Annotated in this window: 13 protein-coding genes and 1 pseudogene; 9 read left to right on the top strand and 5 right to left on the bottom strand. The window is 45.8% G+C overall.

Annotated features, from left to right (window positions below):
- Window positions 1-113: 113 nt before the first annotated feature.
- The 4 genes from nrdB (at window position 114) to NA59_RS02815 (ending at window position 4,442) form a co-directional block, all read left to right on the top strand.
- Window positions 114-1,247 carry a class Ia ribonucleoside-diphosphate reductase subunit beta gene (nrdB, locus tag NA59_RS02830; RefSeq protein WP_096777580.1) on the top strand — a complete coding sequence of 378 codons (1,134 nt, stop codon included), beginning with the start codon at window positions 114-116 and terminating at the stop codon, window positions 1,245-1,247.
- A gap of 93 nt (window positions 1,248-1,340) precedes the next feature.
- On the top strand, window positions 1,341-2,549 hold the full coding sequence (gene msrA / locus NA59_RS02825; protein WP_044407704.1) for a peptide-methionine (S)-S-oxide reductase MsrA: 1,209 nt from the start codon (window positions 1,341-1,343) through the stop codon (window positions 2,547-2,549).
- Between the two features lie 7 nt (window positions 2,550-2,556).
- A complete protein-coding gene (locus NA59_RS02820) occupies window positions 2,557-3,831 on the top strand; it encodes a TlpA disulfide reductase family protein (protein WP_052501415.1) in 1,275 nt (424 codons plus the stop codon).
- Complete coding sequence (locus tag NA59_RS02815; RefSeq protein ID WP_044407701.1) at window positions 3,828-4,442, top strand: LysE family translocator; 615 nt, start codon at window positions 3,828-3,830, stop codon at window positions 4,440-4,442. The genes NA59_RS02820 and NA59_RS02815 overlap by 4 nt, the downstream gene beginning before the upstream one ends.
- Here the strand turns inward: NA59_RS02815 and NA59_RS02810 are convergent.
- Window positions 4,439-5,998: an ATP-binding protein gene (locus NA59_RS02810; RefSeq protein ID WP_044407698.1), complete on the bottom strand. Its 1,560-nt coding sequence runs from the start codon at window positions 5,996-5,998 to the stop codon at window positions 4,439-4,441. The genes NA59_RS02815 and NA59_RS02810 overlap by 4 nt on opposite strands.
- A 456-nt stretch (window positions 5,999-6,454) precedes the next feature.
- Between NA59_RS02810 and NA59_RS02805 the strand changes: the two genes are divergently transcribed.
- Complete coding sequence (locus NA59_RS02805) at window positions 6,455-7,861, top strand: protein adenylyltransferase SelO (RefSeq protein ID WP_044407696.1); 1,407 nt, start codon at window positions 6,455-6,457, stop codon at window positions 7,859-7,861.
- 5 nt (window positions 7,862-7,866) lie between these two features.
- Here NA59_RS02805 and NA59_RS02800 read toward each other — a convergent pair whose 3' ends face one another.
- Complete coding sequence (locus tag NA59_RS02800) at window positions 7,867-8,280, bottom strand: type 2 periplasmic-binding domain-containing protein (protein WP_044407693.1); 414 nt, start codon at window positions 8,278-8,280, stop codon at window positions 7,867-7,869.
- Window positions 8,255-9,259: a PilZ domain-containing protein gene (locus NA59_RS02795; protein ID WP_044407691.1), complete on the bottom strand. Its 1,005-nt coding sequence runs from the start codon at window positions 9,257-9,259 to the stop codon at window positions 8,255-8,257. The genes NA59_RS02800 and NA59_RS02795 overlap by 26 nt, the downstream gene beginning before the upstream one ends.
- Before the next feature lie 302 nt (window positions 9,260-9,561).
- Between NA59_RS02795 and waaA the strand changes: the two genes are divergently transcribed.
- Window positions 9,562-11,565 carry a lipid IV(A) 3-deoxy-D-manno-octulosonic acid transferase gene (gene waaA / locus NA59_RS02790; protein ID WP_044407679.1) on the top strand — a complete coding sequence of 668 codons (2,004 nt, stop codon included), beginning with the start codon at window positions 9,562-9,564 and terminating at the stop codon, window positions 11,563-11,565.
- A 126-nt stretch (window positions 11,566-11,691) separates the two neighbouring features.
- Here the strand turns inward: waaA and NA59_RS02785 are convergent, their stop codons facing one another.
- Window positions 11,692-12,336, bottom strand: a complete 645-nt coding sequence (locus tag NA59_RS02785) for a response regulator (RefSeq protein WP_044407676.1) — start codon at window positions 12,334-12,336, stop codon at window positions 11,692-11,694.
- A gap of 337 nt (window positions 12,337-12,673) precedes the next feature.
- Here NA59_RS02785 and NA59_RS02780 point away from each other — a divergent pair, with 337 nt between their 5' ends.
- The 3 genes from NA59_RS02780 (at window position 12,674) to folE2 (ending at window position 16,080) form a co-directional block, all read left to right on the top strand.
- Window positions 12,674-14,038, top strand: a complete 1,365-nt coding sequence (locus NA59_RS02780) for an FAD-dependent oxidoreductase (protein WP_044407671.1) — start codon at window positions 12,674-12,676, stop codon at window positions 14,036-14,038.
- On the top strand, window positions 14,004-15,011 hold the full coding sequence (locus NA59_RS02775; protein WP_083944884.1) for a CobW family GTP-binding protein: 1,008 nt from the start codon (window positions 14,004-14,006) through the stop codon (window positions 15,009-15,011). The genes NA59_RS02780 and NA59_RS02775 overlap by 35 nt, the downstream gene beginning before the upstream one ends.
- Before the next feature lie 121 nt (window positions 15,012-15,132).
- Window positions 15,133-16,080: a GTP cyclohydrolase FolE2 gene (gene folE2, locus NA59_RS02770; protein WP_044407665.1), complete on the top strand. Its 948-nt coding sequence runs from the start codon at window positions 15,133-15,135 to the stop codon at window positions 16,078-16,080.
- A gap of 72 nt (window positions 16,081-16,152) precedes the next feature.
- Here folE2 and NA59_RS02765 read toward each other — a convergent pair.
- Window positions 16,153-16,488: pseudogene (locus NA59_RS02765) on the bottom strand (hypothetical protein); the annotation flags it as partial.

Genomic DNA, 16,488 nt, shown 5'->3' with positions numbered 1-16,488 from the left:
TTAACCACTGTTAATTTAATCCACAATTGAGAGCACCAGGCCTGGTGCTCTTTTTGTCTAAAAACCGTATAATCACAAGATAACTATTATCATTCATAACTAGGAAGTCCATTATGAGTTGCCAAGAAAAAATGACCTACTCAACCTTCTGTCGAAGCCAAAACGATGCGTTAAAAGAGCCGATGTTTTTTGGCCAAAACGTGAATGTGGCGCGCTATGACCAACAAAAATATCCTATTTTTGAAAAGCTAATCGAAAAACAGTTGAGTTTTTTTTGGCGCCCAGAAGAAATCGATTTATCCAGTGACCGTGGTGAATACGCCGCTTTGCCCGAAAATGAAAAACATATTTTTATCAGCAATCTAAAATACCAAACGCTATTGGATTCGGTACAAGGCCGCTCTCCGAATGTCGCATTACTGCCGCTGGTGTCGATCCCTGAGCTTGAAACCTGGATTGAAACCTGGTCCTTTTCTGAAACCATCCACAGCCGTTCCTACACCCACATTATCCGCAATATCGTGACCGACCCGGGTGTGGTGTTTGACGATATTGTGACCAATGAAGAAATCGTTAAACGCGCCATTTCAGTCACCGAGCACTATGACAAATTAATTCACTTAACCAATAGCATGTATGCCAATGCGGTTGATCTTGAAAAAGACCCGGTTTTCCGTAAAGAAATAAAAACTGCGCTTTATTTAACCTTGGTATCAGTGAATGTATTAGAAGCGATTCGTTTTTATGTGTCGTTTGCTTGCAGCTTTTCGTTTGCTGAACGCTCATTAATGGAAGGCAATGCCAAAATCATCAAGCTGATTGCGCGTGATGAAGCCTTGCATTTGTCCGGCACCCAGCATTTGTTAAACATTATGCGCTCAGGCGAAGACGATCCCGAGTTGGCCGAGATTGCCAAAGAACAAGAACAAACCATTATCAGCATTTTCCGTGATGCCGCTGAGCAAGAAAAACAATGGGCGGCCTATTTATTCAAAGACGGCTCGATGATTGGTCTCAACACCAAAATTTTGCAGGACTATGTCGAGTACATCACTAATGTCCGCCTAAAAGCGCTTAATTATGACACTATTTTTCCATCAAAAAGCAACCCGCTGCCTTGGATGAATAATTGGCTGGTGAGCGATAACGTGCAAGTCGCGCCGCAAGAGTCAGAAATCAGCTCTTATTTAGTCGGACAAGTCGACACCAAAGTTAGTAAAGATGACTTTGGTGGCTTCTCGTTGTAGAACGAAATGAAATGGCTTAGATCGGGTTTTCGCTTGGGTTTTCTAGCGATCGTTTCCAGTTTATTTTTAAGCGCCTGCGCGCAGGAGAAAAGTATGACAGCAGCAACATCTACTGAATCAATTATCTTAGGCATGGGTTGCTTCTGGGGCGCTGAAAAACGCTTATCAGAACTCCCTGGCGTTGTGGATGTTGAAAGCGGTTATGCCAATGGTGAAATCAGTGCCAGCTATGAAGCGATTCTGGCGCATGAGCGCTTACGCCGTGCAGGCAAAACCGATAAGCGCAATCATGTTGAAGTCATCAAGGTCAACTTTGATCCTGAGAAAATAAACCTAGAAGCTATCCTGATTGCTTTTTGGCAAAACCACAACCCCACTCAAGGTGACCGCCAAGGCAATGACATAGGTTTCAATTACCGTAGTGCAATCTACTATACCAGCCCAACCCAAGCTGAACTGGCGATAGCGACCCGTAATCACTATCAAGCGGCCCTCCATCAAGCCGGCTTGGGCGACATCACCACCGAAATCGCGCCACTGACCCACTACACCGCTGCTGAAGACTATCACCAAGACTATCTAGCCAAAAACCCAAATGGCTATTGTGGACTAGGCGGAACGGGTGTGAAATACCCCAGCTTACAACCAGGCCTGGTGGTAAACACGCCCAGGTTAAATCCTGAAACCTTGGACTTTAACCAACAGTTAGTGGTATTTGAATCGGAAAACTGTGGTTTCTGTAAACAGTTTGAAGCCGAGGTCTTACAAAACTGGCAATCTAGCGTGCCGGTAGCACAAAGCTTATCGCCACTTGCACCTGAAGGCTGGCAGCTAGATAAAGCCCTGTTTGCTACCCCGACGATTGTACTATTCAAACAAGGCAAAGAAGTATCTCGCTACACCGGCTATAACGGCGATAGCCAACGCTTTTGGCAATGGCTTGGCTATCAACTACTGACACCTGAACAACAACGTATTGCCTTTGAACAAGGTACTGAACGTGCTTTTACCGGCTCCCATCTGGATGAAAAACGCCCCGGTGTGTTTGTTGACCCGATTACTGGCGCACCGCTATTTCGTACCGACACCAAATTCGAAAGCGGTTCAGGTTGGCCGAGTTTTTTCAACCCCGTTGAGGGCGCTCTCACATTGCACGAAGATCGTTCGCACGGGATGGTAAGAGTCGAAGTACGCTCAGCGAGCTCGGGGATTCATTTAGGCCATGTGTTTGATGATGGCCCACCCCCAACCTATAAGCGTTACTGCATTAATGGCAATGTATTGAAGTTTATTCCGGACTAAGCCGGATATGATCGGTTCAAAACTCAAACCCAGCAACCAGGCCTGGTTGTTATTAACTGGTTTTGTGCTGATGCTTTTTTGCGTTTCAGTACAAGCCAAACCCTTGATGATCGATGATACCGAGTTATCGCTGCAGATCACCTCCAGCATTACACCGGCTAAAGCACGCGTGCTTTGGCTGGTCTCCGAATACGGGGTATTAACCGCTGAAAATCAGCTCGCCAAGCAACTCGCTAACCATGGAATCGAAAGCTGGCAACTCGATCTATTTGAAGCGCTGCTACTTTCACCGACCGCCAGCGCGATCGATGAGATACCGAGCGCACTGCTTGTATCCCTGATTGACCAAGCCCATCAAGACGGCTTACCGCTGTTTATCATTGCGCCCAACAAAGCCGCTCAACTGGCCGCACGGGGGCTGCATCTTTACCAGCAAACACCTAAAGAAAACATCGCGTTGATTCTACTCAACCCTAACCTCTATATTGAAACGCCCTCACCAGGTGAAGCGCCTATTTACTGGCCACAGACTCAAACCCTTAATCTGCCTATTTTTACGCTACAAGCCGAATTATCCCCTTGGCGCTGGCAATTGTCTGAACTAAAAAAGCAACTCAGCAACGCAGGCAGTCCGGTGTTTTTACAGTTATTACCCCAAGTGCGAGACCGCTTTTACTTTCGTCCAGATGCTCTTGCGATAGAACAGGCTGCAACACAAGACCTCGCACCCCAGCTTTTAAAAGCGATGCGTCTGTTAACAGGCTATATGCACGCACCTCGCACCAGCGGCGCCCTCGTTGCATCCAACGCGCCCATGCCAACAAACCTAGCACCCAGCGATCGTTTACAGGTTTACCAAGGACCACAACAACGAAACCTTGATCTTGTTGATCTACAGGGCGGGCGCCATCGCTTAAACGACTATCAGGGTCAGGTTATCTTGCTTAACTTTTGGGCCAGTTGGTGTCCACCTTGTCTGCATGAAATGCCTTCGATGACCCGTTTAAAAACCCAACTGAGCGACCAGCCCTTTGAGATTTTAGCCGTTAACCTTGCCGAACAGCCTGCCGACTTTGCTGATTTTCTGATGCAAAACCCGGTGAACTTCCCGATTCTGCTTGACCCACAAGGCCAAGCGATTCAAGACTGGCGAATCATTGCCTACCCCACCACCTATCTGATCGACAAGCAAGGGCAAATTCGCTATGCCCTTTTTGGCGGCACGGAATGGGATCAACCCCATCACCTTAAAGTCATTCAACAACTGCTGGATCAACAATGAGTTTAAGCCTCACTACCCTTTTAGGACTGAGTTTAGCGCTCATTGTTGTATCCGCCACGCCGGGTCCTGGGGTGATTACCACCGTCACCCGCAGCCTACAAAGTGGGTTTCGTGCCGGTTGTTGGATTACGGCTGGCATTGTGGTAATGGATTTAGTAGTGTTAATCGTGACCTTAAGCGGCTTAAGCTTACTCGCCTACTGGTCACAACCAGGCCTGGTTGCAATGAAACTCTTTGGGGCGGGCTTTTTGCTCTGGTTAGCTTGGAAAAACTGGCATAGACCCGCCTTAGCGCAAAGCGCCACACCCGAACAAGACCGTCGCGACTTCTTTACCGGTATCGCGGTCAGTTTGACCAACCCGGTACTCTTTTATCTCGCGTTTTTACCGGCTTTTATTGACCTCAGCGCCCTAACCCTGCTGGACGCATTCGTGCTGCTGGGCTTAATCAGCTTGATACTGGGTGGCGTATTACTGGCCTATGCCCTCGCCGCCGCCAAGATGCAACGCTTACTATTTAGTCAACAAGGCAAAGGTCAAATCTGGCTCAATCGCATCAGCGCTCTAGTACTAACCTTACTTGCTCTACTGCTATTCGCCAGCTTGGCTTAACTATTACACATTGAGTTCAGCCGCTCCCACTCAAAGCTGGATAGGTTTTTTGCGTTAGGGGCAAAGTGAATACCGATTAGGTAAATCGGTTTTTGCTCGTTAAGGTATTTATCGGCATAGCCTTTGTCTTTTATTTGCTGCAGCGCATGGGTTTTGTCTGTCGCATCGACTTTAAATTCGAGGATGTAAATGGCGTTGGCCATTTTGATGGTTAAATCAATCCGCCCTTTATTGGTCACATCTTCACCGATAATGTTCAGCCCCAAACTTTGTAAATAAACATAGATGACACTGGCATAAAAGCCTTCATAATGCTGAATGTCGTTTTTGGTGAAATGGTTGTAGGGAATGCTGGAAAAGATGCTGGTCAAAGCAAGTTTGAAACTCTCAAGATTCTGTTCTCTTAAAGCGCGACTTAAAGGTTTTGCTTTTAAGCTGTTATCTTCATAGAGCGTGGTGATAATGTACTTGTTTAATGAGGTTTTTACTTCTTTGTTGGGGACAACCAACGTGTAAATAATATCATCGTCTTCGTCTTGGGTTACGTTTCCGATCGTTAAATAGCCGCTTTGATAGAGAATGACTTCTAAATCTAGGTTTTCAATGTCAAAACTATTGAGCAGTTTTTGATCTACCCGCAGGTTGGCTAGATTGGGCAGGAAATACTGGTGTTTTTTAATCAGCTCGATAAGAAAGGTTGGCGTGCCGCTTTCAAACCAGTAGTTGGAATAGGTGTGATCCTTGGCAATAAAACTGAGGATGTCAAACGGGTTGTACATTCGACTGCCTAGGAAGTTGTAACCGTTGTACCACTCTTTGAGCCTATCCATGTCCACACCTTCGAGATAAGGTGCAAAGGTGGTTTCGACATCCTGTTGGCTGTAACCACAGATATCGCCATAGGGTTTATCGAGTGAGATGTCGGTGATGTTGTTCAGTCCGCTAAAAATCGACGTTTTAGTAAACTTGCTCACACCGGTTAAAAACGCAAACCGTAAAAACTCATCACTGCCTTTAATCACGCTGTAAAAATTAACCAAGCCATCACGCAGTTCTTGAGCAAGGGGCGTGTTGGTGATGTTGTCCAGAATCGGTTTGTCGTATTCATCGACCAGCACCACGACTTTTTGGTTGTATTTTTGATTGGCTTTACGGATGAGTTCGCTGAAGCAGCCGGCGACACTGGTTTTTTCTTCGCATTCAATCGCTAGATACTGCTGGTTTTCTTTGAGTGTACGTAAAATGGATTCATCTAACTGCTGACGACTCTCTATCTTGCCTTGCGCAAAACTGATTCGAATCACTGGATAGCGAATATCCCAATTCCATTGATTTTCTATCGCCAAACCGCTAAACAAGGATTTATTGGCTTCAAAGATATTGCGCAGAGTATCCAGAAATAGTGACTTACCAAAGCGTCTGGGGCGGCTTAGAAAAACATACTGATAATTTTCTAACAGTTCTAACGCGATACCCGTCTTATCGACATAGACGTAGTCGCCTTCACGTATTTTGCTAAAGGTTTGGATGCCTATCGGTAGTTTTTTAAGTTTCATCGTTGTGGTGTCCCTCATAGTGCGAATAGTATAACAAACTTAAAACACTTGGCGTCAACAGCAATGTTATAAGCCAGGGCAAACGCATCTAAATAATAAAAAAATCATAACAACAGTCATGATTAACCTCGTTCCCACGCTGTGCGTGGGAATGCAGACCGATTTAACCTATGAAACAGCGCTCAACCCCAAGTCCAAGGCGCTCCCACGTTCAACGTGGGAGCGAGACCTGATTGTAAGTTGTTGTTTTATTATTTACTTTAGATGCGTTTGCCCTGTGTTATAAGCGCCAAGCATATTAACAATAATCTACTGAAGTTGGAACGGGCTTAGGTTAAATATCACTGAATCATAACCTGCAAACGCTCAATGGAGATGTAAACACTAAAATTTTTTGCATCCTGCCGCAAAAGCCGCTAAGCTATATCCTACTAAACTACTTGGTTATTAATCGTCATGCCTTTTATTCAACATTATCACCAATTGCCTGCTGAGTTTTATACCCCAGTGATGCCAGAACCCCTTGCAGATGGAAAACGCTTTGCCCTCAACCACGAGCTAATCACGGCGCATCATATTGATCTTAGCGAGGGTGAAATTCAGGCGATAGGTAGCGGCTTATTGCCGGATTCGTTGCAGCCTTTAGCGCAAAAATACACCGGGCACCAATTTGGTTATTACAACCCAGATTTAGGCGATGGTCGAGGTCTGTTATTAGGCCAGTGGCAAACGCCAAACGATGAAAAGTTTGATTGGCATTTAAAAGGCGCAGGACGCACACCCTATTCACGCCGTGGCGATGGGCGCGCTGTTTTGCGCTCAGTGATACGTGAATACCTCGCCAGTGAAGCCCTGCATGCACTGGGTGTACCGACTACTCGCGCGCTAGCGATTGTCAGCGGAAACGAAACGGTCTGGCGTGAAGGCCCTGAACCACGTGCAATGATGCTCAGAGTCACGCCCAGCCATATCCGCTTTGGGCATTTTGAATGGGCTGCAGAACAAGGCCAACACACCGCCAAAACCCTCGCCGACTTTGTCTTGGCGCAGCACTATCCTGAGCTGCTTAATAAACCTGAGCCCTATGTCGCACTGCTAGAAACCATTTTTCAACGCACCGCTAAGCTAATTGCCCAATGGCAAAGTTTAGGCTTTAATCATGGCGTAATGAACACCGACAATATGTCGATTCTAGGCGAAACCTTTGATTTTGGTCCCTATGCGTTTATGGATGATTGCCAGATAGGCTATATCTGCAACCATAGCGACAGTGCCGGACGCTATGCCTATAACGAACAACCGAATGTTGGACTATGGAACTGCCAAGTATTAGCCGAAGCCTTTGCGCCGTTGATTCCAAGCGAAACCACCCGTCACGCACTGCTGGATGGGTATATCGAAACCTTTAATACCGAATATATCAATCTGATGCGTCGCAAACTTGGACTACAAAACCCACAAACTGACGATAAATTACTGATTGCCGAACTGTTAATTTGCTTGGATAAGCATCGCGTCGATTTCCATGTCTTTATGCGCTCGTTAGCCGATATTTCCCAGCCTCAAAGCTGTTGGCCGCAAGCTGAAGACTACCAGGCCTGGTTCAAAAAATACCAACAACGCTTAGAAAAAGAAAGCCAAACCCCAGCTGAACGCCGAAGCTTAATCCTCAACACCAATCCAGCAAGAGTGCTGCGCAATTACATTGCCCAGCATATTATCGAACAGGCCGAACAGGGAGATCGCCAGATTATTGATGTCTGGCGAAATTGGCTGGCACAACCATTTAAAGAGGAGGATTCGGTTTGGACACAAGCGCCCAAACCGCAAGACAAAGGACGTCGATTAAGCTGCTCGTCTTAACCAAGTTAGGAAGACCGTAACTGTTTGTTAACGGCTTGCGTCTTAAGAAGATTGTGGAGCCAGCGCGAAAAAGTTGGGTGACTCGTCTCTGTGAACTTCACAATATTACGCGGGTCTTGATGACAGAAACACCGCCTGACCGATTTAACGCACAGGTTTAACTGATCCAGCGTTAACAAAGAAATATCAAGATAGCTCAACTTTGTCAACAATACCGCTTCGCCTATCACTTGCAAGGTGGGCTCATCATAGCGTTTTGCCATAGTATTAAACGGGGCTTGGTCCACCTTTCCTTGCGCTACTAGCCTCAGCATATCCTCAATCGACAAGCTATACACCGCTTTAATCGCAAAATCGCGCTGGCTTAATGGTAAGGCGTTAATAAAGTTTTTTTCAATCGGGTAACTGGTTCCAGGCACGGGCTAACCTTTTAAGCTCTTGATATTGAATTTCTTTTCGAATCGCGCGCTGCAAAAAATCGGTAGGATGTTTAAAGTCGATAGCAATTCTATCCACAAAGCGCCCTGTTATCGAATCAATGCGAACAATGCTTCCTTGTAGATTAATGGTACTTTTTACACTTGGCAACCAACAAAACACCTCCACACGCTCATGCACCTTAAACTTTTTTTGTAGATCTATCGCCACACCACCCTCACTCAAATTAATAACCGTGGGCTGCCAATTGTTTGGATTAATTTTGGTGGCGCAATCCAGACAGATATCTTTTAAAATATTGGCATGCAAATCTAGCAACGCTGTCATATGACACACCATTCGAATTAAGGGCACCTTCAAATTGGCATCGGTGCTCAGTGTGTATAAATTTTTTTCACTATCAAATTTTGGCCAGTTATTCGCGTTAGGCACAACCAAATAGCTTGAGGTAGACTGCTGCAAAACTTGAACCAGCATATCCAAGTAATAAAAATATTTTTGATAAATCGCGACTAAAAATCCATGGGTTTTGGGTGAGTCTGCACAAAAACGATTCAATTCATTAGAGTATTCTTTAAATTGACTCACCCGCAGAAGATAAATCGCATCTCTTAACGGATTCATGCCTTCTGATAACTGTTTTACAGCATGCGCAAAAAAGTCTACCGCATCAAAAAACTCACTGACTAGGGTACTGAGCTGAACCTTAAAACGATCAATATGTTCAAGATCTTCAAGTATGCAGGTTTTTAAATGGCCATGCTGTCCCAAAACATGGCGAGAATAATAAACCACATTAGCGCTGTAAATGTCTTTAAACGAATCAAATTCACCGGGCGCAATTAAGACCTTAGTGCGCAAGTCTAAACGATGAAAGCGGCGCCCAATCCCATTCCAAGAGGTATGAATGTCTTGAGCGGTTTGCGCAAAACTAGGTGGCAATTGACGTTGGTTTTGCATGGTCACTTCTCAAAAAAGGTGTTTAGCCTACAATTAATAAAAACGGCGAGCAAGTCTATAGGCAATCCGCGTAAAATTTATGAAAGATTTAAAATAAACATTTTACAATTAAATGCGTAAAATCGCAAAGTGCAATTTTACGCGCGATGCCATCGCGTTTAAAATATTGACGACAGTGCTGTTTTAGTTCAAGCGAGCGAAAGATGAGGTTAAAATAAGCGCATCACTCACGCTTGTCATCCCTTATCGTTTAACGCAAAGCGGATGCCAAAAACCACAACCCAGGATAAATCAGGTAAACCATGTCTTTTCTTTATAGCTTCCTATTTTATTTTTTCAGCCCAGTTATCGGCCTGATTTTACTGCTACGCAGCATCAAAGACAAACGTTACCGTCAACGCTGGTGCGAACGTTTAGGTGTTCTCCCCCAACATTTACGTACCCGCGCCCAGGGTGCGGTGGTCATACACTGTGCATCAGTAGGTGAAGTGGAGGCCGCCAAGCCTTTGATCAATGCCCTCTGCACAACCTATCCTCTCACACCGATTCTAGTAACGTGTACCACCCCGACGGGATCGGAACGAATTCATACCTTGTTTGGTGATCATGTCGCGCACTGCTACTTACCCTTGGATATGCCTGACGCTATTGAGCGCTGGTTAAGCGCCCTTTCACCACGCGCCTTAATCCTACTAGAAACCGAACTCTGGCCCAATTTACTTATCGCTTGTCGTAAAGCAAAGGTGGATACCTTTTTGGTTAATGGACGCCTGTCCAAAAAATCCGCACGCGCCTATCGCCGTTATTATTGGTTTACACGCCTGATACTGAATAATCTTGACGCTATCTTAGTGCAAAACCAAGCCAGTTTACGGCGGTTTAAAAAACTGGGATTTAACAACCAGGCCTGGTCAGTAGGAAACCTCAAATTTGACTTCAAACCACCTGAAACCCCCTTCCCCAGCACACTGTGCGACACCCTTAAAAACAGAACACTATGGGTAGCAGGCAGCACACATCCAGGTGAAGACGAAATACTCATACAAGCATTTAAAAAACTTAGCCCATCACACCCGACACTGACACTGGTCTTAGTACCTCGCCATCCAGAGCGGTTTAATCCGGTTGCACAACAACTGCTTCAAGCCGGCTGTCGATTTCAGCGTTTAAGTCAATCCACCGAAATCGCACCGGATACCCAAGTCATTTTAGGCGATACCATGGGCGACTTGGTACGCTGGTACCAGCAAGCCGACACGGTGTTTATTGGCGGCAGCTTAGTGGCGCGCGGCGGCCACAACCCGCTAGAAGCGATAAGCTTTGGCAAACCGATGATGAGCGGTCGACAGGTGTTTAACTTTGCTGACATCTACCGACAGCTTGACCGGCAACACGCTGTGGCATGGGTTCATCACGCCGACGAGATCGTCGCGCAACTCAATCACTGGTTATTAAACCCCGACCAAGCACAACAAACTGGCGATCGTGCCCAAGCTTTTTTTAATCAACACCATGGCGCAACGCTTAAAACCCTGTCGTGCCTAACACAATATCTTGGCGACACGCTAAGCTGGCAAACCACCGCCCAACAAGCCCATACTCATACTATTGTGGATACACGCTATATCGCTGATGACATCCGAGACCAAGCCTTCAGCCCCGATTACTGGCGAACACAAAATAAGATCATCGGTCACTCAACAGGGCGTAATCAGGTTTGGTTTATTGAACACAATCAGCAGAAAATGGTGCTACGACACTATTATCGTGGCGGCTTCATCGGTAAGGGGTTAAAGGATCAGTTCTTTGGGTCATCGGCCATATCCAGTCGTGCATTTCAAGAGTTTCGCTTATTAAACTGGATGCGTACGCAAGGTTTGCCTGTACCCAGGGCTTGTGGCGCACGTTACCAAGCGAGTGGATTATTTTATCGCGCGGATATTTTGATTGAGTTAATACCGCACAGCCAAGATTTATTTACCCATCTTTGCCAGCAACCCTTAGCAATCGAAACGTGGCAAGCGGTAGGTCGCACGATCGCGCGCTTTCATCAAGCCGGCATTTATCACGCCGACCTAAACTGTCACAATATTTTGCTAGATTCCCTATCAACAATCTGGCTTATTGACTTTGATAAATGCGAAAGGCGACCGCCAGGCCAGTGGCAAAACGCAAACCTAGCACGACTTGAGCGCTCCTTGCATAAAGAACAAGCCGCTAACCCAACATTTTATTTTAGTACCGAGAATTGGCGTTGGCTGCGAGACGCATACGCGCAAGAAGACAAACACCGCTTAAAAAAATAATAAATCAACAAGTTACCCAGCCACCGTTCCCAGGCTACTAACGTATGCGCAGATGATAGGCGAGATTAAAAACACCCAAACGCCGCTTTTGTGCAGCCGATTGTTTGATCAAACGATGCCTAAGCGTTAATTTTTTCGCTGCGCGTGCATTCGATGCACCCATTCAGAATCAATGCCATGCTTACGAAACAAATAATATAAATTTTCACGCCGTACACCTAAGCGTTTAGCCACATTGAGAATACGATAATTCTCTTCTTCCAACACTCGCTTAATTAAGTTCAGCTCAAAACCTTCCTTTGAACCTTTTAGCCCGCTGTCATCGAGTGAAGAGTTTAATGAAACGGCAAAACAACCTTGCGTTGTTAAATTTTTCTCGGTATCAAAAAATAATAATGCGCGCGAAATAGCTGCGAGTAGTAAATCCATCGACACCGGCTTTTGTAAAAAATCAAACGCCCCTTCCTTAATGGCCTGGGTGGCTGCATCTTGTTTATCATGCCCTGTTAACACAATCACTTTCAACCAAGGCCTCATTGATAAAATTTGACGCATCGAGCCAAGTCCAGCCTCAATTGAATGAGGCTTAGGCGGCAGCCCTAAGTCCTGAACAACGCACTTTATCCCTGATTCTGAATCCAAAATCTCCATCGCCGTGGCGAGATTTTTAGCCTGCAAAGCCTTATACCCTTGCTGACTCAATACAGCAGAAATCATTTTCCTTAAGGCTTGATCATCTTCAATAATTAAAATTTGATTGTCTTGCACCATAGTCTATATCTGCTACTCTCACTTATTTTCAAACAAAAACAGTAACCACCGACTGCGCCAACCAATTCAGCATACTAACCTAAGCCAACTCGGCTTTCCAGCCATTTACTCAAAAACAACAAAATACCACCACCAAAAAAACCGTCTTGTATCAGGCTGTCGGACTAAAGCCATCTGCTACAAAAAAGCAGGTTTTGGCCACGATCGGTTTCGTCCGACAGACTCCTCGGCTTTTATACAGGATATTCTGACAAATATTTAATAAATTTGGTCACTTTTCATCGACAGCTTGATTTATAATCTGATTATTAACACTTAGTATCGGTTTATAAATCAGATGAAAAAACGGGTTTTTGATGTCATTATCATTGGCGGCGGCATTTCGGGCTGCGCCTTAACCTATGTCTTAGCTAAATACAGTAAAGTTAAGTCAATAGCACTTCTTGAAAAGTATGGCACGTTGGCGCCACTGAACTCCAATGCACGCAGTAACAGCCAAACCTTGCATTGTGGCGATATTGAAACCAACTATTCACTCGTCAAAGCAGGCCAAGTCAAGCGCCAAGCTAATATGATTGTGCATTATGCCAAGCAGTTTGAAAAAAATGATTTTCTGTATAAATACCCAAAAATGATCTTGGCGGTCGGCGATGAAGAGTGCGAAAAGCTAGAAGCACGCCATCATGCGTTTGCCGAGACCTTTCCCTATATGGAATTGTGGGATGCCGAAAAAATTGCCCAAATTGAACCCGGTGTGGCGTTGATTGATGGCCAACCTCGTCCTGAAAAAATCCTGGCTTCAGGCTGTACCGATGAGTTCTCCGCTGTTAACTATGGCAAGCTCTCCCGCTCGTTTATCGCTGAAGCACGTAAATATCAAACCGAAGTTTCGATCAACCTCGGTACCCAAGCGAAAAAAATTCAAAAATTTGATGACCATTATGAGATTACCTCTGCACAAGGTACATTTATGTCGAGGTTTGTGGTGGTCTCTGCAGGTGGGCATAGTTTATTGCTCGCCAATCAACTCGGTCACGGCTTGAACATGTCGATTTTACCGATGGCCGGCAGCTTTTATTATGTGCCGAACTTGCTAAAAGGTAAGGTTTACACGATTCAAAACGACAAATTACCGTTTGCCGCCCTGCATGGCGACCCAGACCTAGCCGAACCCAATAAAACCCGCCTTGGTCCCACGGCTCTGGTACTCCCTAAACTTGAGCGTTACACCGGGGGCACCTATTGGGAGTTTTGGAAGAGTCTCAAACTGGATCTCAAAGTGATGAAAGTGTTTTGGGATTTAATGAAAGACAGTGATATTCGCAATTATATTTTGCGTAATTTTGCATTTGAAATCCCGGGCATTCGTAAAAAACTATTTTTAAAAGATGCACAAAAAATCATCCCAGGACTGAAAATTGAAGACCTGCAATTTGCTAAAGGCGTCGGCGGATTACGCCCCCAAGTGATTGACAAGGACACCATGCAACTCAAACTCGGCGAAGCCAGCATTGTGCCTGCTGGCGAGAATCTGATCTTTAACATGACACCCTCACCTGGCGCCACCACCTGCTTATACAATGCCTATCGCGATGCGCGAATTGTCTGTGAACGTTTAGGGATTGAGCTCAAACGCGATCAACTAGTCAACGACCTGCTTGAAGGACATGACCTTTTCCAAGATGCCCAACCCTCCGATTGAGGTGACGCTGGTTTTCGGACTGCTTGGCAGTGGTAAAACCAGCTTGATTCTTCACCTTTTATCGCAAAAACCCATTTCAGAACGCTGGGCGCTGCTGATTAATGACTTTGGGGTACTGGGGATCGATGCCCGCACCCTGCAACAAAACGACACTCCATTGTTTGAAGTGCAAGGCGGTTGTATTTGCTGCAGTGCCCAACGCCCCTTAGCCCAAACCCTGCAAACCATCAGCCAAGACCCTAGTATTGAACGCTTAATCATCGAACCCAGCGGCCTTGCTCATCCCGCTCAAATCATCGACACCCTCAAAAAAACAATTACCGACCGCCCGTTCAAATTAACCTCCAGCATTTGCTTAATCGATCTACAGCGCTTTAGTCCTGAAATTTATAAAAAGTCCGCCCTGCTACGTGATTTTATTCAGCTAGCCGATCTAGTCCTACTCACCCGCCGCGACAAAATCACAGCGAATCTACTCGACAGCACACAGCATTTTTTACAATCCAACGTACTCGGCAAACCGCACATTCAAATCGCATCCTTTGGACAGATAGACCTTAGCGTGCTTACACTTAAAGCAACTCGCCCCGCTTTTTTGTTTTTACAAGCTACAGGGCTTAGCCAACAACCAGGCCTGGTTGAGGATTTTAGCAGCGGCTTACCCAAAACGCTTCAAAGCCAGGTTATGCAAGGCACGACCCACGCGGTGAGCTGGATTTGGCAACCCGAACTCCTGTTTAAACGGCCACAACTTAAAGCCTTTTTTGCTGACCCGCCTGCTGGCTTGATTCGCGCCAAAGGCTTGTTAAGAACCGGCAATGAATGGCAGTTAATAAATTGGGTGAATGGCGAACTCTCATTTGATGACCAGGCCTGGCGGCAAGATAATCGGCTGGAAATGTTGTTTGATCAGCCAGTCGATATCAAAAAACTTGAACAAAAACTAGAATCGGTTATCCATGACCGACCATGACTAATCGTGACAAAATCTGAGCAAATGAGTGCCGAATAACCAAAACCTTGATATGATAGCAAGCCATTTAATTTTAACTCCCTAAAGAAAAACACGTTTTTAGGCTACAGAAGGAAATTGCATGACTAAGCACATGCCCGATATCGCATGCCAACCTCACCAAGGCCCGCAAGCCACCCTGAATTGGGTCGGCATGAGCGGCATTGAACTGCCGGTTTTAATCCAATCTAACCATGAAACCATTCGCCTGTCGTCACATACCCAGGCTTACGTAAATTTGACGGATCCAACCAGCAAAGGCATTCACATGTCACGTCTATACCTGCTACTGGATCAAATGGCGACTCAACAAACGCTCACCACCCAACGCGTGCATGAGATCCTAAATCGATTTATTGAATCGCATCAAGGCTTAAGTGACCATGCGTTTGTCGAGTTTCGGTTTGACTATTATGAGCGTCGTAAATCGTTAAAAAGCGATAATGCAGGCTGGAAACATTATCCAGCCACCCTGCGTGGTGAACTCAAACAAGGCCAGTTTAAGTGCGAAGTCAGCATTGAAGTGCCCTATTCATCCACCTGCCCTTGTTCCGCCGCGCTATCTCGTCAATTAATCCAAGACGCGTTTGAAGCCAAGTTTGGCAAGGACCAAAACTTAGATTATGCCCAAGTCATGCAATGGCTAGGCACACCCGAGGGCATTTGTGCAACCCCCCATAGTCAGCGCTCCTATGCACAAATCAAATTACACCTGCAAGAAAATGCTGAACTGGATTTTTCCAATTGGATTAACCTGATTGAAGACACCTTGCAAACACCCGTTCAAGCCGCGGTTAAACGCGAAGACGAACAAGAATTTGCGCGTTTAAATGCCAGCAACCTAATGTTCTGCGAAGATGCCGCCCGCCGTTTACAAGCGGCGCTGATTGAACAGCCCCAAGTGCTGGATTTTTGGTTGCGCGTCAACCACCTAGAAAGCCTGCACCCCCACGACGCCGTTGCGGTCGCCACCAAAGGCATAGAAAACGGCTATATCGATGAGCCAAATTTAATGGGCTTAGTCAACTAACTCGGTGCAAACGCAGACTACTCTCCCGTCATTCCAGCCTTCACCGGAATGACGGGGGGTCCATGGTTGGTTTTAGTCGAGTATACTGAACATTTGTTTTAGGCTGGTCGATTGCAAAAAACACTCAAGCAGTTGGTCGATTTGCGCTTCACTCAGTTGACTAATTCGCGCTTCGTAGTTTAAATGGTCTTCATGAGGATATTTAAGACGTATCATTTTAGATAAAACCTTAGCCTGCCCTCTAAGCTCACCCCTGAGTTCACCCTCAAGCTCGCCCTCTTCCCGCGCTATGCGCTCAAATGATGTTACATATGCCATGTGCTTTTCCTCTTCAATTTGGTCTACTAGGTTTTTTACTTCGATGTCTAGATTATGCGGTAATCGTATCATCCAGTCAACTAGGCGTAA

Origin of the sequence: Thiomicrospira microaerophila, assembly GCF_000934765.1 — a bacterium.
Taxonomy (GTDB): domain Bacteria; phylum Pseudomonadota; class Gammaproteobacteria; order Thiomicrospirales; family Thiomicrospiraceae; genus Thiomicrospira; species Thiomicrospira microaerophila.
Note: the sequence above shows the minus strand (reverse complement) of the source record. Positions and strands in the feature narration are given on the sequence as shown.